The sequence below is a fragment of the Streptosporangium sp. NPDC000239 genome, assembly GCF_040300765.1.
Lineage (GTDB): Bacteria > Actinomycetota > Actinomycetes > Streptosporangiales > Streptosporangiaceae > Streptosporangium.
Map to the genome: position 1 here is coordinate 125,050 of NZ_JBEPEI010000019.1, position 22,381 is coordinate 147,430.

Genomic DNA, 22,381 nt, shown 5'->3' on the forward strand with positions numbered 1-22,381 from the left:
TTCAGGGCGTGTACGGCCTGGCCTGGCGGCCCTGTTTGAGGGTGGTCGCCCACCAGATGAGCTGGTCGAGCATGATCTTGACCGCGCCGTCGGCGCCGTCGCCCCCGGTCGGTCTGTCCTCGGCGTCGAACAGCACGGGGGTGTGGTGGAAGCTCACCGTCTCGCGCAGGGACACCACGTGCAGTTCGGCGAAGACGAGGCGGAGCTGTTCGACCGCGCGCAGGCCCCCGGAGCGACCGCCGTACGAGACGAACCCGACGGGTTTGGCGGCCCACTCGTGGCGGACCGCGTCGATCGCCAGCTTCAGGCAGGCGGGGTAGGCGTGGTTGTACTCCGGGGTGATGACCACGAAGCCGTCGGCGGCGGCGATCCTGGCGGCCAGCGCGGCGGCCTCCTGCCCGGTGTCGCCCGTCAGGGACGGCTGGGCGGGGGGAAGCGGGGTGCGGCTCAGCTCCATCACGTCGAGGCGCAGGTCGGCCCGGCGGCCGGCCTGCGTGAGGAACCATCGGCCGATCGTCGTGCCGACGCCGCCCTCGCGGGGACTGGCGATGATCACTGCGATGTCCAGCACGGTGGCCTCCTCGGGGTGCACGGCTCGTACCCCCAACCGTGCAACCTCAAGCTGGCTTGAGGTCAACCGCGACTTCGGTCACACTCCCGTCCGCAGGACCCGTTCCATGTGTCCAGGTCACGCCTCACCAACAGGCCCGTTCCGCGTGTCCAGGTCACGCTCTCACCAGCGGGGCCCGCCCGCATGCCCAGGCACAGCCCCGTCTACAAGCGTGTCCGGGTCACAGCCTCATCTGCAGGACCTGCCCCGGCCACGCGCCGACCGTGAACGGCTCGGCCCTGGTGAAGCCCTGGCTCTCGTAGTAGGCGACGAGACGGCCGTCGTCACCGGCGTAACAGTCCACCCGCAGCAGTACGGCCCCGCCTTCGATCGCCTCCTCGCGGGCTCTGGCGAGCAGGGCCGCGCCGACGCCGTGGCCGCCGAAGCGGCGGTCGACCACCAGTCCCTGGACGTAGAGCTCGGGTTCCGGCGCGGGTTCCACGTACTCGACGGCGTTGCCGAGCACGAGGCACCCCGCGGGCCCGCCGTCCACCTCGGCCACGCGCATCCCGCCGGAGAGCGCCCAGGAGGTGATCTTCTCGACGCGGGCCGGGTCCTCGGAGAAGGGCCGGTCGCCCCACTGTCCGGTACGGCCCCGCGCCGTCAGCCATGCGACCGCGCTGTCGAACATCGCCAGGACCGCGGGGACATCCTCCGGCAGTCCATCACGGATCATCACCGGCGGATCGTAACAGGACATCTCCCGCCGAAGGTTCTACGGAAGCCACCGGTCCACAGGTCATGGAGCGTGCGCACGCGCTACCCTGCCGATCGACGGGCAGGCCGGGGCGCCCCACCACTCTGGGCAGATGGGGTGATTCCCGGTTCTTATCCCACCCTTACGGAGGATTAGTACACTCAGCGACGGCCGGGAACCGGCTCCACGGTCATGGGCGTGTCCCTGACCCATCCTCCCCGGGAGACACGTGAGTAGCGGGCTGACAGAGGCGCCCACGAAGCCGGAAGGCCAGGCCCCACGGCGACGTCGCAAATGGCTGTGGTGGCTGGTGTCCATCGTCACCACCGTCGTCGTCCTGGCGGTGGCGACGGTCGCGGGTGCCTACCTCAGGCTGAGCGGCAACGTCAAACACATCGAGGTCCCCGACGAGGAACTGGGCGCCCGTCCCGTGAAGGTCGCGACCAAGGCGCTGAACGTCCTGGTGGTCGGCTCCGACCAGCGCGGCGGCAAGAACGCGAAATACGGGAAGTTCCCCGGCGAGCGCACCGACACCATCATGCTCGCGCACATCTCCCCGAAGCGGGACAACGCGATGGTCGTCAGCTTCCCCCGCGACTCGATGGTCCAGCTCCCCGACTGCAAGGCGAAGCCGGGGCTCACCGGTCAGCGGGCACACCTGGGCATGATCAACGAGTCGTTCAACTCGGGCGGGATCACCTGCACCTGGAAGACCATCGAGACGCTCACCGGCATCCGCATCGACCACTTCGTGAAGGTCGACTTCACCGGCTTCAAGGACATGGTCGACGCGGTCGGCGGGGTCGAGGTGTGCATCCCCGAGCCGATCCGCGACAAGAAGGCCCTGCTCACCCTGCCCGCGGGCAAGCAGACGCTCAAGGGCGAGCAGGCCCTCGGCTACGTCAGGGCCCGCTACAGCCTGGGTGACGGCTCGGACATCGGGCGCATCCAGCGACAGCAGATGTTCATCGCCTCCATGATCAAGAAGGTGATGAGCGGCGAGACGCTCACCGACCCGGCCCGGCTCTTCGGTTTCCTCGACGCGGCCACCAAGTCGGTCACCACCGACCCCGCGCTCACCCCGAGCGTGATGAAGGACCTGGCGACCAGCGCCCAGGGCCTGGCCGCCGGGCAGATCCACTTCATCACCACACCGTGGCGCTACTCCGTCACCTATCCGGGCCGGGTCGAGTGGGTCGAGCCGCAGAGCAGGAAGCTCTTCCAGATCGTCGCCAAGGACACGGCCGTCAAGGGGTCCGGCGTCAGGGGCGGCCAGGCCAAGGTCTCCCGGTCGAAGATCCAGGTCGAGGTCCGCAACGGGACCGCCAGGAAGGGTCTCGGCTCGCTGGTGGCCGTACAGCTCGAAGAGCGCGGCTACCACATCGCCAAGATCACCGACGCGCCGCACAAGCCGTACCCGAAGACCACGATCGCCTACTCGCCGAACGGCGCCCCCGCGGCGCCGACCCTCACCCGGGACGTGCTCAAGTCCTCGGGCCTGCTCGTACGGCGGGCGACCACGCCCAGGCTCATCCTCACCATCGGCGACGACTGGAAGGGTCTCAAGCCGCTCAAGCAGGACGACCTCGACAGTCTGAAGGGCTTCGACGCCACCCACGACTCCTGTGCGGGCACCTGATCCTGGTTGAGTAGGGTTCGGGGCATGTTGTACGGGCGGGCCGCCGAACAGGCCGTGATCGACCGGCTGCTCTCCGAGGCCCGCGCGGGCCGCAGCGGCGCCCTGCTCGTGCGGGGCGAACCCGGCATCGGCAAGACCGCGCTGCTCGACCACGCCGCGGCCGGGGACGCGCGGGTGCTCCGCGGCACCGGGATCGAGTCGGAGGCCGAGCTGCCCTTCGCCGGGCTCCACCTGCTGCTGCGGCCGGTGCTCGACCGGCTGGACGCGCTGCCCGAGCAGCAGGAACGGGCCGTCAGGGCCGCCTTCGGGCTGGCCGCAGTACAGGCCGGGGACCGGCTGCTGGTCGGCCTCGCGGTGCTCTCCCTGCTGTCCGAGCTGGCCGAGGAGGGGCCGCTGCTGGTGCTCGTCGACGACGCCCAGTGGCTCGACCGGGCCTCGACGGACGCGCTGCTGTTCGCCGCGCGACGGCTGGACGCGGAGGGGGTCGTGCTGATCCTCGCCGCGCGTGACCCGTTCACCGCCCAGGGAATCGACGAGCTCGTGCTGCGCGGCCTCGACGCGCCCGCCTCCGCGGCCCTGCTCGGTCCGGAGATCGACCCCGTCACCCGCTACCGCGTGCTCGCCGAGGCGCGGGGCAATCCGCTCGCGCTGATCGAGCTGCCCAAGGCCGCCGCCGGAGACGGTACGGCGCCGGCGCTGACCGACCGGGTCCAGAACGCCTTCCTCGGGCAGGTCAAGCGGCTGCCCGAGGCGACCCAGGGGCTGCTGGCCGTCGCCTCGGCCGAGGACACCGGTGACCTGCGCGTCGTGCTGCGGGCCGCGGCCACGTTCGGGGACTTCCTCGAAGACCTGCATCCGGCGGAGAGCGCTGACCTGGTCAGGGTCCAGGCGGGCACCGTGACCTTCCGGCACCCCCTGGTCAGGGCCGCCGTCTACCAGGGGATCCCGCCCAGTCTGCGGCTGGCCGTACACCGGGCGCTCGCCGAGGCCCTGGACGGCCGGGAGGACGCCGACCGGCGCGCCTGGCATCTGGCGATGGCCGCGACCGGCCCCGACGAGGAGGTGGCCGCCGAGCTTGAGCGTACGGCCGCGCGGGCGAGCGACCGCAGCGGGTACGCCGCCGCGTCGAGCGCCTACGAGCGGGCCGCCAGGTTGAGCCTCCGGCCGGACACCCGGGCCGGACGGCTCACCCTGGCCGCGGAGACGGCGGCGTGGGCGGGCCAGCTCGACCGGGCGGGGACGCTCGCGGAACAGGCCGCCCGGTTGCTGGCCGTACTCGCCCTGGGCCCGGGGGAGCACGCGGAGCCGGGAGAGCACGTGGGCCCGGGGGAGCGTGCGGAGCCGGGAGAGCACGTGGGCCCGGGGGAGCGTGCGGAGGCGGGGGAGCACGCGGAGGCGGGGGAGCGTTCGGGGACGGCGGCGCTCGGGGCGCGGCTGACGCACGTCCGCGCGACCGCCGACTTCCTGCGCGGGACCGTGCGCGCCGCCTACGAGGCGCTGGTCGAGGGGGCCGCCCTGACCGGGGGCACGGAGGCGGCGCGCATGCTGTTCCAGGCCCTGCACGGCGCCTGGTACATCGGCGCGGCCGAGGTCGACCACGCCGCCGCCCGGCTCGGTGCGCTGTCCCTGTCGGACGGTGACCCGCTGGCGCCGGTCGCCGCGTTCGTCACGGCGACGCTGACGCGGAGCGGGACGGCGCCCTCACTGGCCAGGACGATCGCCGAGGCCCGCGAGGCGGGCGCGCGCCCGGGTGACCTGGTCCAGGTCTGCGGGATGGGGCTGGTCGCCGGGCAGGACGAGGAGGTCGGCGAGACGGCCAGGGCGCTGGTCGCCGAGGCCAGGTCGACGGGCGGCATCGGGACGCTGCCCACGCTGCTGTTCTTCCTCGCCGAGACCGAGATGTTCCACGGACGGCACCGCGACGCGCTGACCACCGCGACCGAGGGCCTGCGCATCGCGCGCGACACCGGGCAGACGCAGTGGGCCGCGCAGCTGGGAGCCTTCCTCGCCTACCTCGCCGCGCTCGAAGGCGACGAGGAGCGCTGCCGCGCGCTGGCCGACGAGGCACTCGCGGCGGGACCGGCGGGCCACGGGTGGGCGACCTGGGCGCTCGGCGTCCTCGACCTCGGGCGGGGCCGGATCGAGGCCGCGCTCTCGCGTCTCGAACCGGTCGCGGGCGGCTACCAGGTGGCCGGGAAGCGCAGTGTTCCCGACCTGGTCGAGGCGGCGGTACGGTTCGGCGCCCCCGAACGGGCGGCCGAGGCCCTGGACGGCTTCCGCCGGTGGGCGCTCGGCATCGGGCAGCCGTGGGCGTGCGCCCTGCTCGCGCGCTGCCAGGCCCTGCTCGACGACTCCGAGGAGCACTTCGCCGAGGCGCTGCGGGTGGAGGGACGGCCGTTCGAACGGGCCAGGACCGCGCTGCTGTACGGGGAGTGGCTGCGCCGTACGCGCAGGAAGGCCGACGCCCGGCCCCACCTGCGCGCCGCGCTTGAGGTCTTCGAACGACTGGGGGCCACGCCGTGGGCGGACCGGGCGAGGGCGGAGCTGAACGCGACCGGCTCAACCGCCCCCGCCACCTCGGCGCCCGGCCTGCTGGCCCTGCTCACCCCGCAGGAACTGCAGATCGTACGGCTCGCGGCCCGTGGACTGTCGAACCGGGACATCGCCGCCCAGCTCTTCCTGAGCCCGCGCACGGTCGGCTACCACCTCTACAAGGCCTATCCCAAACTCGGGGTCGCCTCCCGTGGGGAGCTGGCGACGATCGCCCTCTCCGACTGATCGACCATCCGATTGCCGCACTCGTTTAAAAGGACATAAGGGCTATTTCGCCTTTGCTCTCCTGTGAAGATCCACAACCTATAAATAGGAGAAGAGGATCTTTTGGGGGGAAGCGTGGCTTCATGGCGAAGGCCTCGCTCGATCCGGGCCCGGGCGACGCTCACCACGGTCATGATCTTCGCGGTGATCCTGGGGATCGGCTCGGCCGCGACGTCGCTCGCCATACGCGCCTGGCTCTCCGACCGGGCCGTGCAACTCGTCTCGCAGGCCGCCCGGCAGGCGTACGAGGTCAACCGCAGGGTGAACGACGACATCCTGCCGACGCAGCAGGTCAGGCGCCTGCAGGTCGTCGCCCGTGACGGCCGGGTCCTCGCGGCCAGTCTGGCGATGAGGGGCCGTCCCGCCATCACCCGGGCCTGGCCTCCGGACAACGACAACCGGGTGGAGACCAGGTCGTGCGCCACCCGGGCGGGCGAAAGGACGTGCTTCGTCGTCGTGGGCCTGCTGGACACGAACGCCCCCGCCGGGGGCGTCATGGTCTACGCGGCGACGCCCGAGTCCGCGCTGGTCACGGGCCACACCCTGGAGTTCGGGCTCGCCGGTCTGTCCCTCGTGCTCCTGGCGCTGCTCGGCTGGGGCACCTGGCGGGCCGTCGGACGGACCCTGGAACCGGTCGACGAGATGCGCGAGGAGATGGCCTCGATCAGCGCCTCCGACCTCGGCCGCCGGTTGACCGTCGGCGACGACGAGACCGAGTTCTGCGCGCTCACCCGGACCATCAACACCACCCTCGAACGGCTCGACCAGGCCGCCGAACGCCAGCGCCGCTTCGTCTCCGACGCCTCGCACGAGCTGCGCACCCCGCTGACGGGACTGCGCACCAAGCTCGAACTCGCCCTGTCCGACCCGGAGTTCGAGGACCACTCCCAGACGATACGGTCGGCGCTCAACGACGCCGAACGCCTCCAGGCGATCGTCAACGACCTCCTCCTGCTCGCCCATCTCGACGCCGGGGTCACCGGCGACCCCGAATCCATCGACCTCGGCGAACTGGTCGCCGGTGAGGTACGGCGCCGCCCCTCCCGGCACGAGATCCGCACGCACCTCGCCCCGGACGTGGTCGTCAGGGGCGACAGGCTCCAGCTGACGCGCCTGCTGACCAACCTCCTCGCCAACGCCGACCGTCACGCGGCCAACAAGGTCGACGTCCACGTCGCGCGCCAGGACGGGGACGCCGTCATCGAGATCGCCGACGACGGACACGGCATCCCGCCCGAGGAACGCGAACGGATCTTCCAGCGGTTCGCCCGCCTGGACTCGGCCCGCAGCCGCGACGCCGGGGGGACCGGTCTCGGCCTGCCCATCGCCAGGGACATCGCCTCGGCGCACCAGGGCGTCCTGTACGCGGCCACCAGCACGAACGGTCAGGGCGCCAGGCTCGTCCTCAAACTCCCCCTGTCCCTGGCGACGCCGTGACGGCTCTCAGCCGCGGCGGACGTACACCGGATCACCCGGCTCGACCAGGCCGAAGAGCCGCTCGGCGACGTGCGTGGGAACCCGGACGCACCCGCGGACCGCGGACGCGACGGGCTCCGGGCTCGCCTGCGCCCGGGCCTCGGGCAGGACGGGCCGTACGGCGGGGGCCCGGCTGATCGGCCCGATGTCGATCGGTCCGACAGGGGGCCCGACGGGGGGCTCGGCGGGGGGCCGCAGATGGAACGGCCCGGCGGTGGGGACCGGGCGGATCGGCTTGACCGTGGCCATCGGGTAGACGGGCTTGACCGTGGGGGCCGGCCTGACCGGCGCGACCGTGTTGATCGGGTAGGACCGCCGGACCGTCGGCCGGGGACGGGGCGTTCCGTCCGGGAGGGGGACCTCCCTCATCCGGCGCACCGGCCTGACCTCGGACCCACCACCGCTCGGCCTGACCTCAGGCCTGTCACCGTCCGTCCCGGCCTTGGGTCTGTCACCGTCCGTCCCGACCTTGGGTCTGTCACCGCTCGGCCCTGCCCCGGGTCCGCCGCCCGGTCCGGGTCCGCCGCCGCCCGGTCCGGAGGCCGCGAAGGAGAACGTCTCGTAGATCGGGGCCAGCGGATCGACCCCGGGACGCGGAAGGCGTTCGGCGACCTGGAAGTCCCCCGTCGGGGCCTCCTCCGCCGAGCTGAGGCCGTTCCGGCAGAAGGCGGGTCCGGCGCCGGGGGAGACGTGGGAGACGAGTGCCCGGTGACGGCCCCGGTAGACGGTGAGGAGCTGACGTTCCAGGTCGATCTCCACCCGCCGCGGCTCACCGCCGGGCACCAGCGGCGCCGGGACGCGCGGGTGGGCCAGGGCGCGCCAGGTCCGCCTGCCGACCCTGTCACGCGGCACGAGCCCCTGTGACTTCTGGAAGGCCCAGACGGCGGCCTGGGTCTCCGAGCCGTAGTAGCCGTTGACCAGTCCCGGCGCGAACCCCAGCCTCAGCAGTTCCTGCTGCAGCCGTTTCACGGGCGTGGCGAAGTCGCCGGGGCGCAACGAGCCGCCGGGTGTCGAAGCCGCGAAGCCCAGTGCGCCGAAGGACAGAGCCACCGTCCCCGCCAAAAACTTGATCACATGGCGATAAGTACCCCCACTGTCCGGAGGGGCGAGGTGACGAAACGCAAAGAATCACCCAGTCATGGTGGCCCGAATCATTTGTGTGTAAGGATCGGGTCATGCACAGAGTCGTGGTACTCGCCCTGGACGGTGTCATCCCCTTCGAGCTCGGCATCCCGTCCCGGGTCTTCGGCATGGCCAGGAACGCCGCGGGAGAACACCTCTACGAGGTGCTCACCTGCACCCTGGACGGTGGCCCCGTCGAGACGGACGCCGACTTCTCGATCTCCGTGGACCACGGGGCCGAGGTGCTGGCCACCGCCGACACCGTGGTGATCCCGGCGACCCACCGGCTCGGCCCGATCGCCGTGGAGGGGGTGCTGCCGCCTCCCCTGGCCGACGCGCTCGCCCTGATCAGGCCGGGCACCAGGCTCGTCTCGATCTGCACCGCCGCCTACGTGCTCGCCGCCGCCGGACTGCTCGACGGACGGCCCGCGACCACGCACTGGAGCTGGACCGAACGGTTCCAGAAGCTGTTTCCCCAGGTGAAGCTGGACCCGGACGTGTTGTTCGTCGACGACGGGGACGTGCTGACCTCAGCGGGCGTCGCCGCCGGGGTCGATCTGTGCCTGCACATCGTCCGTCGTGACCACGGCAGCGAGGTGGCCAACCGGGTGGCCAGGAGTTGTGTCGTCCCGCCGTGGCGTGACGGCGGCCAGGCCCAGTTCATCGAGCGCCCGGTGCCCGAGGAGGCCGCGGCGACGACCGCCACGACCAGGGCGTGGGCGCTGGAACGCCTGCACCTGCCCCTGTCTCTCGTCGACCTCGCCACCCACGCCAGGATGAGCCGCCGTACGTTCACCCGCCGCTTCCGCGACGAGGTCGGGCTCAGTCCCGGCCAGTGGCTCGTCCTGCAGCGGCTCGAACTGGCCCGCCGCCTGCTGGAGACCAGCGACCTGGCCGTGGACGCCGTGGCCGCCCAGGCCGGTTTCGGCACCGCCGCCTCGCTGCGGCAGCACATGCAGAGCACGGTCGGGGTCTCACCGATGGCCTACCGCCGCACGTTCAGGCCGACGGCGAACGGCCTCAGCCATGCCGTAGGTGCTCACGGCTGAGGTCGAGGAGCATTCGGACATGGACGTCGGCGAGCCGGTAGTAGATCATCCTGCCCGCCCTGCGACTGGCCACGATGCCCGCGGTCCGCAGCAGTCTCAGGGCGTGTGAAACGGCGGTGTCGCTGACCTGGACCGTCTCGGTGAGGTCGTAGACGCACAGTTCACCGGCTTCGAGCAGGGCGTAGAGAAGCTGGGCCCGGGTCGGGTCTCCCAGCAGCCGGAACAGCTCCGCGAGCTGGGTGGCCTCCTCCGCGGTGACGATCCGCTCTCGCGTCGCCCCCGCCTCGGCCTCGTCGAGCTCCATGGTGGGGTGTATGTCGGGCGCGGTGGCGACATCCATGGGCGAACTCCTGAACAGATGCTCAAATGATAATCACTATCATATCAAGTCCCCGGTCCGGATTATGGAACGTTCTTCGTCCGAATTGCACCGTCACGTCGGTGTGGCGGCGCTCAACGGCTCCGCGATGTCCTCAAGCCCCCTGCCCTCCGCCTTGACGCCGAGGAACACCTCGACCAGGCCCGCGGCGATCATGAGGACCGCGCCGATGCAGAAGGCCAGCGCCGTGTCCCCGACCTGGCCGCTGCCCACGAGGTTGGCGAAGACCAACGGGCCGGCGACGCCTCCGACGAAGGTGCCGATCGCGTAGAAGAACGCGATGGCCATCGCCCTGGTCTCCATCGGGAAGATCTCGCTGACGGTCAGGTAGGCCGCGCTCGCCCCCGCCGAGGCGAAGAAGAGCACCACGCACCAGCAGGCGGTCAGGGTCACCGCGGTCAGCACCCCCTGGGAGAAGAGCCAGGCCGTACCCAGCAGCAGCACACCGGAGCCGATGTAGGTCGCCGAGATCATCGGGACACGGCCGACGGTGTCGAACAGGTGCCCCAGCAGCAGGGGACCGAGGAAGTTGCCGATCGCGATGACCGCGAAGAAGTAACCGGTGGTCGTGTCGATCTTGAAGAACGTCGACAGGATCTGCGCGTACCCGAAGGTGATGGCGTTGTAGAGGAAGGCCTGCCCGATGAACAGGGAGAAGCCCAGGATCGTGCGCTTGGGGTAGCGGGCCACCATGGTGTGGGCGATCCGCCCGAACCCGATGGACGTGCGCTGGTGGATGGTCATGGACCGCTCCGGCTCGTCGAGGCGCGTCCCCTTCTCCTCCTCCACCTGGGCCTCGATGCCGTCGACGAGTTCCTCCGCCTCCCGGTCCCGGCCGTGGATGAACAGCCATCGCGGGCTCTCCGGCACGTGCCGCCGGACGAGCAGGATGCCCAGGCCGAGGACGACGCCGAGACCGAAGGCGATACGCCAGCCGATGTTCACCGCGAAACCGTTGAGCAGCGGGACCGTCAACAGGGCGCCGCCCGCGGCCCCCAGCCAGTAGCTGCCGTTGATGACGATGTCGATGCGCCCCCGGTGGCGGCTCGGGATCAGCTCGTCGATGGCGGAGTTGATCGCGGCGTACTCACCACCGATACCGAACCCGGTCATGAAACGGAACAGGAAGAACCACCACGCCGAGAACGAGAACGCGGTCGCGGCGGTGGCCACCAGGTAGACGACCATCGTGATGATGAACAGCCGCTTACGGCCGAACCTGTCGGTCAGCCAGCCGAAGAACAGCGCCCCGAGACACGCTCCGGCCACGTAGAGGGCGGCGGCCGTACCGGCGACCTGGGTCTGGGTGATCTCCAGGCCGCTGCCGGGCTTGGCGAGCTGGGCGGAGAGGTTACCGATGATCGTCACTTCGAGGCCGTCGAGGATCCAGACGGTTCCGAGGCCGATGATGATCATCCAGTGCCACCGTGACCAGGGCAGCCGGTCCAACCTCGCGGGGACCTTCGTGGTCACCGTCCCCGTCTGAACGTCGCTCATGCCTCCCCGGCTACCCCGAAAGGATCACCTCATGCCCCGCCCCGGCACCCCTGCCCTGACGTTTACGGTCGTTGCCCGGCCCGCCGGACGGCGGGGTCCCCCCGGTTTCCCCGGCGGCCGGGCAGGAGCGTCCCCGCGGAAACGGCTTGTCATGGCGAGCATTTCCGGAATCACCGGAAAGACAATAAAGTACCCCACCGCCACAATAACGACCAGCCGCTTTCTCGCGCGAAGAAATAATCAGTTTGTTCATCCGTGGAACGTCTGCTTATGCTCTCCCTGCGGAACTGGTCGCCCTGCCGACCAGATCTGTCTTTTGGTCGGCGATTCAGGCCGGACCACGTGTCCCGAAGGCCGGTGCCGACCCGGATCACTCGCAGCAAGACCCTCTCCTCCAAGAAGGGAATTCACGCAAGTGACAATCATGAAAAGGATCGGAGTCGTTCTGTCCGCGGCGGTGCTGGTGGCCGGTCTCGCCCCCGCCGGGGCGGACGCGAGCACCACCGGCACGACGGTGAGCACCACCGGCGCGGCCGTCACCTCGCCGGACGCCCCCGAGGCCGCGGGCGCGACCGGCGGCCAGGCCAGGCGCCCGGCCGCCCCTCCCGCCACGTCCGCCCTCCTGGCGAACCCTCCGACGGTCTCACCCTCTGCCGGCTACGCGGAGTACGACCCCGGGACGACCATCACCTGTCCGAGCGGCAATCTCTGCCCCGAGGCGTGGAACCCCGTGACCAACAAGTGGCGGCAGTTCCGGCTGTACACGTGCGCCAGGTACAGCCTGTCCTACTGGAAGGGCGAGGGCTTCTACACGAACAACCAGACCGGAGGCGTCACGTCGTACTTCTACGGGCAGGCGGGTGAGGTGCTGCACTCGTTCACTCCGGATTCGGGCGTACACGACTACAACTGGGAACCGGTGTGGTCCATCCGCAACTGCTGACGTCGAAGACGCCTGACGACACGTTCGCCACCTGCGCCGTGAACCGCTGACGTTTATGCCTGGCGCACCGCCCGAGGGTGCTTTTCGCCCCTCGGGCGGTGGCGTGGAAACGCCCTTCACCCACCGGTCTTCGGTTCACAAAATTCGGCGTTCATGTGAAATCGGTACCCGCGGAGCGACGAGCCGGGCACGAGCGGGTACGGCCGCAGGCCCCCGGCGCGGCCACCGGACCTCATGACACCCAGCGGACCGCACGCCGGGCGTCCCCCGGTTTCCGGAAGGCCGAAACCACCTCCACCACGATCTTGAGGATTTCAGTCCGCCCCTCGCCCACCTGGCCGACCTCGATCGTGACGTTTCCCGGCCCCCGCGTTTCCGGGTTCGATGTCTCCGGCCGCTGAGGCTTCCGCCCGGTTGTCAGGGCAGGCCGTACCGTTTCCTGATCGCCGTGGCCTCCTCCTCGGACACCTGACGCGGCGTGCGGGCCAGCGTCTGCCGCAGATCAGCCAGGATCCTGTCCGCCGCCCCCCGAAGGCGCGTACGGTGACCGACGAGCTGCTCGTCGAAACGCTTCGCCGCCGGGCCCGTCCACACTCCGCCGGAGTGGAACTCCTGAAACGGCGTCTCGAAACCGCTCTCGACCTCCTGGACCAACGGTTCGATCGTCCGCAGCGCGTCCTCCAACGCGGCATGAAGCGGATTGGGCACCAACCTGGTCATGAGCTTCTCTTCGAGGAGGGACTCGCGGACGGGGCACCGGCATCGGTGATGAGCCTCGGCGCGATCAACTTCATCAACGCCAGCACATCAGCGGCGTTGTCACGCCCTGCGACGCCTCTTTCCAGCTGGATGTTGAGCTCCGCCTTGCCACGCACGAGCATGGCGTACGCTTCCCCGTCCTCACCGTCGGCAGGTTTGAAGTAGTAGCCGATGGCTCCGGGAACGATTTCCGGCAGGGGCAGGGCACCCGCCTTCAGCTGTTCCTCGATTCTCTCCGTGTAGCCTCCCGGCGTAAGGTCGATCTGCAGCACCTCAAGTTGATCACCGTCTCGCTGATAAATCGCACAACTTCCATCGTCGAGATCTTTCGGATAACTTAGGTCAAAATGACCACGCACCAGCGGATTACTCACGCCGGTCATCAACTCGACCGCCCTCTGCGGGATATGCCCACACAGATATGGCGGCGCAGCGGCCTCCGGAAGTGGGGAACGATCAAATTCCCTACTGGAAACCTGGCAGGCGGTTGAGGAAACCAGGGCGCACATCAGCACCGCCACCAAGACGAACGGCGACCGCTTCATGATCCGTACTGGGCAAAGCCATTGGAAAATCCTTGATCAAGGCGATCCTCTATGTCCAGCCACTTTCGCCCCGCCAGCCCCTCGTACAACCATCGATCATACGCCTCGACTCGCCGATATTTGTCGGTGTTGTTTTTGGCGTTTTTATCAATCATCTCATCCATGCTCATAAGTGTTCGACCGTCACTTTTAAGGAAGTTGTTAGGGTTGTCAACAGGATCATCTCCTTTTTTGAGCCCCTCCAGCGATGCCCACGGGTGAGCGGCCGCAGCGGGCTTGGCCGAGCCGAACACGCCATGTTTGAGCATCGCGCGAGCGGCGAGGTCATGCACGAGGCGCCGAGACTGATCAACTGCGGTGTTGGCGTCTTCGCGCGCCCTGGTCTCCGAATCCCCCTTGACCCTGTCTTCGATGAACCCTGTCCACGCCCCGACGACTCCAGCCGCGATCGGCCATCCTGGCGTCTGAGGAATCGCGAGTGCGGTATTCACCGCTCCCGTGAGCAGCTTCATATTCCGCGCCTGTTTATCGTCCAACTCCTTCCCCTCCTCGACTTTAGCCAGCCCTGCGGCATCAGTGATCATTCCGAAGGTCGCACCGATCTGCTTGGCGTTCGCTCGAAGAGTTTCGTCACCCTGCCCTTTGGCGATCCTCATCGCATCATGGTCGAGAACCCAGTCGGTGAATCTCGTTTGAGCAGCCAGAACAGGAGCAAGCGCTTTGGGGTCAGCAAACGCCTCCCTCATCACACTTTGCAGTTCTTTCTTACCGAACTGCGCCCCCCATGGTTCGCGGCCGGCTGTACCGGGTTTATCCGCGTCCCGGACCCCGTCCACAATGACATCGCGTCCCGTCTGAGCGACACTGTTGATGTCGCTGATGTATCCGGCGAGGATGCGGCCAACTGTGACAGGCTTCAGGAATTCCCCTATGGAATCACCGGACTTGATCTGCTGAGCCCTCAGGTGGACGAACTCCGAGGCGAGTTTGGCCGACAGGTAGCCCCGTGACGGATGTTCCGGGGAACCGTCGTGGTCGCGGAAGGTGAGCGTCGCGGCCTCCAGTGCCTTGCCCAGTGCCTCGCCTCCGTCAGTCATGCTCCACTCCGTCAGGAAGTGCTTGAGCGCGGTCGGATCGCTCGCGAAGAAGTCCTGGGCCACTGCGGGGTTACGGCTGAGGGCTTCCATCAGCGGCACCATGACGTTCGAATTCGTACCCGGCGGATACGGCGTACGGTCCCAGGCGTCAACCTTCTTCGCGACCGCCAGTAGAAAGGGAGCGGCGAAGGTCCCGTTCTTGAGAGCCAGCGTGATCGCGTGGTACTCCCGCTCCTGCCACCCAGGAGTGAGATTGGACGTGAGTTCGTCACGCCAGGCGTTGCTCAGCTTCGGGCTCGCCGTTCCCAGGGTCTTGCCGAGGGCGGCCTGCAGACGTTTCGCCTTCTTGCTGTCGCCCTGTTCCACCGCCTTCGCCATCAGCTCGCGGAACCCCGTGGCGCCGAGGGTGGTCATCAGGCCGAGGGCGAATGTCTTGTCGCCGGTGCGTTTCTCCAGCTCCGCCAGGGTCCTGTCGTCGGCCTCGCCCTTCTGCGCGGCCTCGGTCAGTTTGAGGGTGGCGGCGTAGACGTCGGGGTCGTGGGCGGCCTTGCCGTACAGCTTCTCGTCGAAGGTGGGCAGGCCGAAAGGGGTCGTGTCGAGGGAGGAGGCCGTTCCCCAGGCGGTGCGTTCTGCGCGGATCGTCTCGCTGCGGCGACGCAGGTCGGGGCGGCTGGTCTCGATCCAGCTCCGTATCTCGCGCAGGGCGTTCAGGCCCGAGGTGTCCAGGTCGAGTTTCTGCAGGGCGCTGCGAATGCGGGGCTCGTTCCTGCCGAGGGTGTCCTGTGCCCTGCCGAGTCCCCGTTCGAAGTCGTCCATCGAGGCGGGGTCGATTCCCGAGTACTCACCGTTGACGCCCGGGGCCGGATGCGGCATGGGCACGGGAGCGGCGGCTTTCGCCTGGGACTCCCCGGCCTGCTGACCGGTGGACGGCCGAGGCGGCGCCGAGACCGTCGGCAACGGCGAGGGCGTGGGATATGGATGAGCCATGAGAGGGGAGGGCTCCAACGCGGTCGGCAGAATACGGCGACTACGGCAACAAGATTATTTTCCATCCACTTTCAAGTAAAGATCTCCGCAATATGGAGCACGTCTGCCACCGCCCTGTGAAGTCAGGGAAAATCACAGAATCCCTACCACATACTCCGATAAATCAAGACATCACTCCGTAAAACACCCAACCCACCACGGGAGGGATTTCCACCAGCCGAGTCCATGATTTCCAGAGGGCCGAAACCCACCCCGCCGGGCACCCTCACCACGATCTTGAGGGTTTCGGTCCGTCCCTCACCCACCCGGCCGGCGGCCCCCCGCCCCGAGCTGACCAGGACAATTACCCATATTTTCGGTACATTGCCCCGATATGAGGAAGAGGTGACACCACCTAGGGGGAGCATGAAGGCCCGGATCACGGGCGTCGCGACGTATCTGCCGCCACGGACCATGTCCAGCGCGGAGGTCGAGCGACGGATCGAGGGATACGTCCCCCACCGAGGTGTCATCGAACGGATGACCGGCATCCGGTCACGTCACGTCGCGGAGGACGGCCAACAGGCCTCCGACCTGGCCGTCGAGGCCGTGAGGAGGCTCGACCACACCGACGTCGATCTGTTGATCTTCGCCTCCGCCTCGCAGGACATGGTCGAGCCCGCGACCGCGCACATCGTGGCCGCCAAGCTCGGGCTCTCGTGCCCGGTCTTCGACGTCAAGAACGCCTGCAACAGCGTGCTGAACGGCATCCAGGTGGCCGAGGCGCTGATCCTGACCGGGGCGCACCGCAGGGTGCTGGTCTGCTCGGGCGAGGTCCCCTCGCGGGCGGTCCGCTGGCGGGTGCGCGACCACGCCCAGTTCGCCGAGTCCTTCGCCGGATACACGCTGTCGGACACCGGGAGCGCCGTGATGCTGAGCGCGGACGACGAGCGCGGCATCTTCTACCGCGACTTCACCGCCGACTCGACCGCGTGGGCGATCGGCACGCTGCCCGGCGGCGGCTCCGCGCATCCGCGCGACCCCGAGTACTCCTACTTCCGCGGTGACGGGCGGCGTCTGAAGGAGGCGTTCGAGCTGGCCGGTCCTGACGTCTTCCTCAACGCGCTCAAACGCACCGGCCTGGGCTGGGAGGACTTCGCCCTCGTCGCGGTGCACCAGGTCGCGCTGCCGTACCTGGACCATCTGGCGGCCACGCTCGGCATCCCCCGGGACAGGCTCGTGGTCAGCCTCCCCGAGCACGGCAACTGCGCCTCGACCACCCTGCCGTTGCAGCTCGCGCTGGGCGACTGGCGACCGGGAGACATGGTGGCGCTGCTCGGCCTGGGCGGCGGAATCAGCACCGGCGTGATGCTGGCGGAGATGTGAAAGAACCTGACGCGATGAACCTGTGGGTGGTCGTCCCGGCCTACAACGAGGCGCGGGGCATCGAGGCGACGCTCAGGGCGCTCGACGCGCAGGACGACCGTGACTTCACGCTCGTCGTGGTGGACAACGCCAGCACCGACGGAACCGCCGAGATCGTCGAACGGCACGGCGTCCGGGTGATCACCGAACGGCAGAAGGGCACCGGCGCCGCCTCCGACACCGGGGTACGGCACGCCATCGCCAACGGCGCCACCCACATCGCCAGGACCGACGCCGACTGCCTGCCCCGCGCCGACTGGGTGCGCGGCGTCAGGCGCGCCTTCGACGACGGGCTCGAAATGGTCGGGGGCAGGCTGCTGCCCAGGACCGACGAGTTCCCGCTGAAGTTCTGGGAGCGGCGGTTCATCCCGTTCGTGGTCGACGTGGCCGCGACGTTCGGCCGTTTCAGGCCGGGCAACCGGTCGCCGGAGTACCTCGGCCCCTACGTGATGATGCCGGGCTGCGCGATGGCCATCACGGCATCGCTGTACGAGCGGGCGGGCGGCTTCCCCAGGACCGCGATCGAGGAGGTCCACGAGGACCGCGCCCTGGTCAACCAGGTCCGCAGGATCACCTCCGCGTACGGCTCCCGCCGCGACGTGGTCGTCTACGGCTCGGTGCGCCGCCTGCGCGCCTACGGCCTGGCCGGGACCCTGGCGTGGTACGCCGACCACCGCTACCGCCCCGACGTGGTCGACATCCGGTGAACCACGAGACCAGGCTCCACCTGGCCGCCCACCCCTTCGCCTATCCGCTGGTGCGACTGCTGGCCCGGCTGGGTCCCGTGGTCCGCGTCCCCGGTCTCGGGGTGGTGGTCAACGACACCGCCACGGCGCGGGCCGTGCTGACCGACGGGCGTTTCCGCAAGGACGGCCCCGGCTCCCCCGGTGAGCTGTGGACGCCGGTGCTCGGCCCCTCGGTGCTGCTGAACATGGAGGGTCTCGGGCACGCGGCGCTGCGCAGGAAGCTGATGCCGCTGTTCACCCCCGGGTACGTCTCGGAGCTGGTCGCCGACGTGCTCCGGGAGCCGCTCGACGACCTGTCCGCGCGGCTCGGACGGGGTGAGACGGTCGACCTGGTCGACGTCATGCGGACGATGGCCGGGGCGGTGATCTGCCGGGTGATCGGCCTCGGCGAGGTCTCGGCGGCCAGGGCCAGGGAGCTGTTCGCCGAGGGGGAGCGGGTCGTCTCGATGGTCTCGCTGCGCTCCCGGCGGCTGAACGAACGGCAGGTGGCGATCGCCAGAGGCGTGCTCGACCGGATCGGGGACATCGCGCAGGCCGCCTACGAGGCCGGGGACGAGTCCACGGTCATGGGCAGGATGCGGGCTCAGGGGCTGTCGGCCGCCGAGGCGAGGGGGGCGGCGGGCGCGTTCTTCCTGACCGGGACGGAGACGGTCGCGACCTTCGTCCCCCGGCTGGTCGCGCTGCTGCACGACCACGGCACCCGGGTGGACGACCTGGACCGGGTGATCGACGAGGCCATGCGGGTCACCACCCCGACCCCGGTGATGCTGCGCTCGGTCGGTGAACCGGCCAGGGTCGGGCGGCTGGCCGTACGGCCCGGCGACCGGGTGGTGATCGTGACGCACAACTGCGCCCGTTCCTACGGCCCCTTCGACCCGTCCAGGAGACATCCTCCGGAGCTGCGGCGGATCTGGTTCGGCGCGGGGGCGCACTTCTGCATCGGCTACCCGCTCGCCCTGGCCGAGATCAGGGCGGTGGCCTCGGTCCTGCTCTCCCACGACGTCCGTGTCGTACGGCGGCGCGCGGCCAGGGGGGTCCTCATCCCCACCTACGAACATCTGTGGATCAAGGCGGCATGAACGACATCATCACCGGGATCCTGGAGACCGCCCGGCGGGAGCCGTACCGGACCGCCCTCATCGACGGGCGCGGGCGGGAGATCACCTACGGCGAGCTGGCCCGCAGGGTCGAGGCCGTGCGCGCCGCGATGACCGGGACCGCGCCGGGGCGGGGCGTGCTGTTCGCGGTACGGCCCGGCGTCGACGCCGTGGTGCTGGCGCTCGGCTCGGTCGCGGCGGGCGGGACGCTCGTGCTGGCCGACCCCGGGCTCGCCCCCGACGTGCTCGCCGCCCGGATGACCGCGACCCGCCCCGGGTGGGTGGTCGCCGAGTCCGTCCTCTACACCCTGAGCGGGCCGCTGCGGAGTCTGGCCCGCCGCCGGGGCCTGCTGCTGCCGAACCTGCGCGACCCGCTTCCCGGCCACGCCGTACGGCACCTGCACACGGGGCCCTGGCTGCCCGGTGTGCCCAGGGGCGCCCTGAGCCTGTCACGCGTTCTACGGGGGACCGTTCCCGAGGACCGGGCGGAGCCCGTGAAGGCCGGAACCGGTTCCCAGGCCGAGCCCGGCACGGCCGGGTCCCGCCGTCCTGGGGAAGCGGGTGGCGAACAGACCGGTGAACAGCATGAAGGCCGTTCCGAGCAGCTGACCGGAGGACAGGCGGAGAACCGGGCGGGGGAAGAAGGCCGTGACCTTCCGCGAACCCCCCAGCCGGATATGTCCGGCGCTACCGCGCCAGACATATCCGAAATTTCACCAGATCAGCCTGCGGCGGTGATCTTCACCTCGGGAACGACCGCGCGTCCCCGGGGCGTGGTCCACACCCGGGGGTCCCTGGCGGCCGGCCTTGAGCTGTTCCGTGAGGCCTTCCCCCTCGGCCCCGGCGACGTCGTGCACACCGACCAGTTGATGCTGGGGCTGCCCGCGCTGCTCGCCGGGGCGACCTGGTCGCTCCCCGGGGGCGGCGACCTCGCCGAGGAGCTCGCCGCCAGGAGGGCCACCCACACCTTCGCCGTCCCCGTCCACCTGGACAGGTTGCTGCGCCGTACGCCGAGGCTGCCGGAGACCCTGCGCTACCTGCTGCTCGGCGCGGCCCCCGCACCCGCGGGCGTGCTGCGCAGGGCCGTCGAGTCCGGGCCGCGGGTGCTCTCGGTCTACGCGATGACCGAGGCGCTGCCGATCGCGATCGCCTCGGCCGAGGAGAAGCTGGCCCACTCGGGGGGCGACCTCCTGGGCGCGCCGCTGCCCGGGGTCGGCGTGCGGATCGCCGACGACGGAGAGCTGTTCGTCTCCGGACCGCACCTGGCCCAGCGCTACCTCGGGGAGGAGCCGCTCACCGAGATCGCGACCGGCGACCTGGCCCGTGTCGAGGACGGCAGGCTGGTCCTGCTCGGCAGGAAGAAGGACATGATCCTGCGGGACGGGGTGAACATCTACCCCGGCCTGTACGAACCCGCGATCGCCGCGCTGCCGGGGGTCGCCGAGGCGGCCGTCGTCGGGATCGCCGACGCGGAGACCGGTGACGAGGAGGTCGTGCTCGCCGTCGTCCCCGCCGAGGGGTACGACGAGACCCTGCTCAGGAAGGCGCTTCCCGAGATCGTCGACGCCCTCGCCATACCCACCCGTATCGAGACAATCGATGCCTTCCCCCGCTCGGGTCGTGCTGACAAACTCGACCGCGCGGCCCTTCGCGAACTGGTGGCCCGCCGCCCGTGAACGCCGCCCGTGAACGCGCCTGAGCAACTGCCGAAAGGGGTGATCCGATGAGGATCGGGGTCACGGGGGCCTCCGGGTTCGTTGGCGGAGCGGTCTGCCGGGGCGCCGTGGACGAGGGCTGGCAGGTGTGGGCCTTCGGCAGACGCCCCCGCGTCGATCCCGAGCACGTGGGCGGCGCGCCGTACACCTCGTGGGACCTCCTGGGGGCCCGTCCGCCGCTGCCCGAGGTGGACGCGGTGATCCACTGCGCGGGAAGCGTCACCGACTGGGGCGCGTCCCCGGCGATCTGGGCGGCCAACGTGGACGGCACCCGCAACGCCGCCGCCGCCTTTCCCCAGGCCAGGTTCGTGCACGTGAGTACGGCCAGCGTCTACGACCCGTTCAAGCCGACCGTCATGGCCACCGAGGACGCGGCCCCGATCCGCCGGTACGCCAACGCCTACGGCGCCTCGAAGGCCGCCGCGGAACGGGCACTGGACACGGCGGTGATCCTGCGGCCGCACGCGATCTACGGCAGGGGCGACACCACGTTGCTGCCCCGCGTTCTTGGAGCGGTCCGGGGACGCAGGCTCCTGGCCGTCGGGGACGGGCGCCAGCGGATCAGCCTGACCTCGGTCGGCAACCTGGTCCAGGCGTGCTTACGGGCGGCGGCGGGTCCGGTGAAGTACGGCGTCTTCAACGTGACCGACGCCGAGCCCGTGGTCCTCGACGAGGCGCTGCGGGAGCTCATCGCGGAGCTCGGTATCGACGCCGAGCCGTACTATCTGCCCCTGGCGCTCGCCGAGCCCGCCGCCGCGATGGCCGAGGCGGTGTTCCGGATGCTGCGGCGTCAGCGTCCGCCACGGCTCACCCGATACGCCGTCGGTCACCTGGCCGTCGAACGGACCCTGGACATCACCGCGGCCAGGACCAGGCTCGGCTACCGCCCCTCAGCCACGTCCTTCACGGGCGCCGCCACCTGGTGAACCGGAGCCGCCACCCGGTGGACGGGCGCCGCCAGCTGGTGAGGACCGGACGTGCCTGACGGCGAACGCGACGGCCGCGACGACCAGGCCGACGGCGAAGAGCACACGTAGCCCGGTCCACAACGACCTCGTCAGCGCGTCGAAGACCGTGACGAAGACCCGCCCCTGCGCGCCGTCGTCCGTGACGTCGGACAGGGCGGTGTCCCGGACCACGACCAGCAGTACGGCCAGCACCGTCATGCCGCCGGCCAGCCCGAGCCCGACGCCGACCAGCGCGCACAGCCGGTCCCCGGCCAGTGCCGTGCCCACCGCGAGCAGGACGATCGACAGGCTCAGCGTCGCCCATCTCCAGGGGACCAGGATGTCCCGTACCGTCACGACCCTGACCAGGTCGGTCGCGGAGAGCAGCTCGATCTCCGGGTGCAGCGCGGGCAGGCGCGTGGCGGCCGGGACGCCCTCGTGCTCCAGTTCGCCCTTGGCCATCTCGTAGACGGGGGTGAGGTCGAGGACGAGGTTGCCGCCCTGTGGGTCGCCGGACATGCGCCGGTGCGCCACCTGGTTGGCCCACCTCCAGATCTCGGGGAACCGGTCACCCGTGACGACCTTGTCCACCGCCATCCGGGCGGTGTGGTCGGGCACCGAGGTGTCCAGTTCCCGCATCGGCTCGGCGATCGCGGCGGTGACCCGGTCGGCGACGTCGTCCTGGATCGTGGAGTTCTCGGCGAGCGGGTCCACCGTCTCGACGTAGCGTCCGGTTCCGACGGCCCGGTCCGCCATCCAGAAGCCGACGAGGGCGAGCGGCGCGCAGACACAGCCGAGCACGACGAGGACCGCGCTGATCGTCCTTCGCACATAACCGGGAATCCCCTTTCTCGC

General features: G+C 69.9%; 19 protein-coding genes. 10 read left to right on the plus strand and 9 right to left on the minus strand.

Annotated features, from left to right (window positions below):
• Window position 1: 1 nt before the first annotated feature.
• Window positions 2-571 carry an NADPH-dependent FMN reductase gene (locus ABT340_RS34270; RefSeq protein WP_352015045.1) on the minus strand — a complete coding sequence of 190 codons (570 nt, stop codon included), beginning with the start codon at window positions 569-571 and terminating at the stop codon, window positions 2-4.
• Between the two features lie 220 nt (window positions 572-791).
• Window positions 792-1,286, minus strand: a complete 495-nt coding sequence (locus tag ABT340_RS34275) for a GNAT family N-acetyltransferase (protein ID WP_352015075.1) — start codon at window positions 1,284-1,286, stop codon at window positions 792-794.
• A gap of 331 nt (window positions 1,287-1,617) precedes the next feature.
• Here ABT340_RS34275 and ABT340_RS34280 point away from each other — a divergent pair, with 331 nt between their 5' ends.
• From ABT340_RS34280 to ABT340_RS34290, 3 genes are all read left to right on the plus strand, one after another.
• Window positions 1,618-2,946: an LCP family protein gene (locus tag ABT340_RS34280; RefSeq protein ID WP_352015046.1), complete on the plus strand. Its 1,329-nt coding sequence runs from the start codon at window positions 1,618-1,620 to the stop codon at window positions 2,944-2,946.
• Window positions 2,947-2,970: 24 nt separating this feature from the next.
• Entirely contained in the window at window positions 2,971-5,724 is a 2,754-nt protein-coding gene (locus ABT340_RS34285; protein WP_352015047.1) for a helix-turn-helix transcriptional regulator, read from the plus strand.
• A 114-nt stretch (window positions 5,725-5,838) separates the two neighbouring features.
• Window positions 5,839-7,200 carry a HAMP domain-containing sensor histidine kinase gene (locus ABT340_RS34290; RefSeq protein ID WP_352015048.1) on the plus strand — a complete coding sequence of 454 codons (1,362 nt, stop codon included), beginning with the start codon at window positions 5,839-5,841 and terminating at the stop codon, window positions 7,198-7,200.
• A 6-nt stretch (window positions 7,201-7,206) separates the two neighbouring features.
• Here ABT340_RS34290 and ABT340_RS34295 read toward each other — a convergent pair whose 3' ends face one another.
• Window positions 7,207-8,313 (minus strand): L,D-transpeptidase family protein, encoded by a 1,107-nt coding sequence (locus tag ABT340_RS34295; protein ID WP_352015049.1) that lies wholly within the window; start codon window positions 8,311-8,313, stop codon window positions 7,207-7,209.
• A gap of 101 nt (window positions 8,314-8,414) precedes the next feature.
• Here ABT340_RS34295 and ABT340_RS34300 point away from each other — a divergent pair, with 101 nt between their 5' ends.
• On the plus strand, window positions 8,415-9,410 hold the full coding sequence (locus tag ABT340_RS34300; protein WP_352015050.1) for a GlxA family transcriptional regulator: 996 nt from the start codon (window positions 8,415-8,417) through the stop codon (window positions 9,408-9,410).
• Here the strand turns inward: ABT340_RS34300 and ABT340_RS34305 are convergent.
• Together ABT340_RS34305 and ABT340_RS34310 are read right to left on the minus strand one after the other, a co-directional pair.
• Window positions 9,382-9,750, minus strand: coding sequence for an ArsR/SmtB family transcription factor (locus ABT340_RS34305; RefSeq protein ID WP_352015051.1), 369 nt, complete (start codon window positions 9,748-9,750; stop codon window positions 9,382-9,384). The two genes, ABT340_RS34300 and ABT340_RS34305, sit on opposite strands and share 29 nt — an antisense overlap.
• Before the next feature lie 93 nt (window positions 9,751-9,843).
• Complete coding sequence (locus ABT340_RS34310) at window positions 9,844-11,286, minus strand: MFS transporter (RefSeq protein ID WP_352015052.1); 1,443 nt, start codon at window positions 11,284-11,286, stop codon at window positions 9,844-9,846.
• 424 nt (window positions 11,287-11,710) lie between these two features.
• On the opposite strand from ABT340_RS34310, the gene ABT340_RS34315 reads away from it, so the two are divergent.
• On the plus strand, window positions 11,711-12,229 hold the full coding sequence (locus tag ABT340_RS34315) for a hypothetical protein (RefSeq protein WP_352015053.1): 519 nt from the start codon (window positions 11,711-11,713) through the stop codon (window positions 12,227-12,229).
• Window positions 12,230-12,646: 417 nt separating this feature from the next.
• Here ABT340_RS34315 and ABT340_RS34320 read toward each other — a convergent pair whose 3' ends face one another.
• Genes ABT340_RS34320 through ABT340_RS34330 form a run of 3 tightly spaced genes read right to left on the minus strand, consistent with a single transcriptional unit; the run spans window position 12,647 to window position 15,446 of the window.
• On the minus strand, window positions 12,647-12,949 hold the full coding sequence (locus tag ABT340_RS34320; RefSeq protein ID WP_352015054.1) for a hypothetical protein: 303 nt from the start codon (window positions 12,947-12,949) through the stop codon (window positions 12,647-12,649).
• On the minus strand, window positions 12,946-13,533 hold the full coding sequence (locus tag ABT340_RS34325) for a hypothetical protein (RefSeq protein WP_352015055.1): 588 nt from the start codon (window positions 13,531-13,533) through the stop codon (window positions 12,946-12,948). Before ABT340_RS34325 ends, ABT340_RS34320 begins: the two co-directional genes overlap by 4 nt.
• Window positions 13,530-15,446, minus strand: coding sequence for a DUF6571 family protein (locus ABT340_RS34330; RefSeq protein WP_352015056.1), 1,917 nt, complete (start codon window positions 15,444-15,446; stop codon window positions 13,530-13,532). The genes ABT340_RS34325 and ABT340_RS34330 overlap by 4 nt, the downstream gene beginning before the upstream one ends.
• Window positions 15,447-16,022: 576 nt before the next feature.
• Between ABT340_RS34330 and ABT340_RS34335 the strand changes: the two genes are divergently transcribed.
• The 5 genes from ABT340_RS34335 to ABT340_RS34355 are packed head-to-tail and all read left to right on the plus strand — an operon-like array spanning window position 16,023 to window position 21,505.
• Window positions 16,023-16,982, plus strand: a complete 960-nt coding sequence (locus ABT340_RS34335; RefSeq protein ID WP_352015057.1) for a 3-oxoacyl-ACP synthase III family protein — start codon at window positions 16,023-16,025, stop codon at window positions 16,980-16,982.
• Window positions 16,983-16,996: 14 nt separating this feature from the next.
• Window positions 16,997-17,728, plus strand: a complete 732-nt coding sequence (locus ABT340_RS34340) for a glycosyltransferase family 2 protein (RefSeq protein ID WP_352015058.1) — start codon at window positions 16,997-16,999, stop codon at window positions 17,726-17,728.
• A complete protein-coding gene (locus ABT340_RS34345) occupies window positions 17,725-18,846 on the plus strand; it encodes a cytochrome P450 (protein WP_352015059.1) in 1,122 nt (373 codons plus the stop codon). Before ABT340_RS34340 ends, ABT340_RS34345 begins: the two co-directional genes overlap by 4 nt.
• The gene (locus tag ABT340_RS34350; RefSeq protein WP_352015060.1) at window positions 18,843-20,540 is read left to right on the plus strand and encodes a class I adenylate-forming enzyme family protein; all 1,698 of its coding nucleotides are present in this window, start codon (window positions 18,843-18,845) and stop codon (window positions 20,538-20,540) included. The genes ABT340_RS34345 and ABT340_RS34350 overlap by 4 nt, the downstream gene beginning before the upstream one ends.
• A 47-nt stretch (window positions 20,541-20,587) precedes the next feature.
• Window positions 20,588-21,505, plus strand: coding sequence for an NAD-dependent epimerase/dehydratase family protein (locus ABT340_RS34355; protein ID WP_352015061.1), 918 nt, complete (start codon window positions 20,588-20,590; stop codon window positions 21,503-21,505).
• Here the strand turns inward: ABT340_RS34355 and ABT340_RS34360 are convergent.
• Complete coding sequence (locus tag ABT340_RS34360) at window positions 21,470-22,357, minus strand: hypothetical protein (RefSeq protein WP_352015062.1); 888 nt, start codon at window positions 22,355-22,357, stop codon at window positions 21,470-21,472. The two genes, ABT340_RS34355 and ABT340_RS34360, sit on opposite strands and share 36 nt — an antisense overlap.
• Between the last annotated feature and the right edge of the window lie 24 nt (window positions 22,358-22,381).

Coding starts and splice junctions, on each gene's coding strand:
- ABT340_RS34275 (WP_352015075.1), bottom strand. CDS start 1,286: ATGATCCGTGATGGACTGCCGGAGGATGTCCCCGCGGTCCTGGCGATG.
- ABT340_RS34285 (WP_352015047.1), top strand. CDS start 2,971: ATGTTGTACGGGCGGGCCGCCGAACAGGCCGTGATCGACCGGCTGCTC.
- ABT340_RS34300 (WP_352015050.1), top strand. CDS start 8,415: ATGCACAGAGTCGTGGTACTCGCCCTGGACGGTGTCATCCCCTTCGAG.
- ABT340_RS34305 (WP_352015051.1), bottom strand. CDS start 9,750: ATGGATGTCGCCACCGCGCCCGACATACACCCCACCATGGAGCTCGAC.
- ABT340_RS34310 (WP_352015052.1), bottom strand. CDS start 11,286: ATGAGCGACGTTCAGACGGGGACGGTGACCACGAAGGTCCCCGCGAGG.
- ABT340_RS34315 (WP_352015053.1), top strand. CDS start 11,711: ATGAAAAGGATCGGAGTCGTTCTGTCCGCGGCGGTGCTGGTGGCCGGT.
- ABT340_RS34320 (WP_352015054.1), bottom strand. CDS start 12,949: ATGACCAGGTTGGTGCCCAATCCGCTTCATGCCGCGTTGGAGGACGCG.
- ABT340_RS34325 (WP_352015055.1), bottom strand. CDS start 13,533: ATGAAGCGGTCGCCGTTCGTCTTGGTGGCGGTGCTGATGTGCGCCCTG.
- ABT340_RS34330 (WP_352015056.1), bottom strand. CDS start 15,446: ATGGACGACTTCGAACGGGGACTCGGCAGGGCACAGGACACCCTCGGC.
- ABT340_RS34335 (WP_352015057.1), top strand. CDS start 16,023: ATGAAGGCCCGGATCACGGGCGTCGCGACGTATCTGCCGCCACGGACC.
- ABT340_RS34340 (WP_352015058.1), top strand. CDS start 16,997: ATGAACCTGTGGGTGGTCGTCCCGGCCTACAACGAGGCGCGGGGCATC.
- ABT340_RS34350 (WP_352015060.1), top strand. CDS start 18,843: ATGAACGACATCATCACCGGGATCCTGGAGACCGCCCGGCGGGAGCCG.
- ABT340_RS34355 (WP_352015061.1), top strand. CDS start 20,588: ATGAGGATCGGGGTCACGGGGGCCTCCGGGTTCGTTGGCGGAGCGGTC.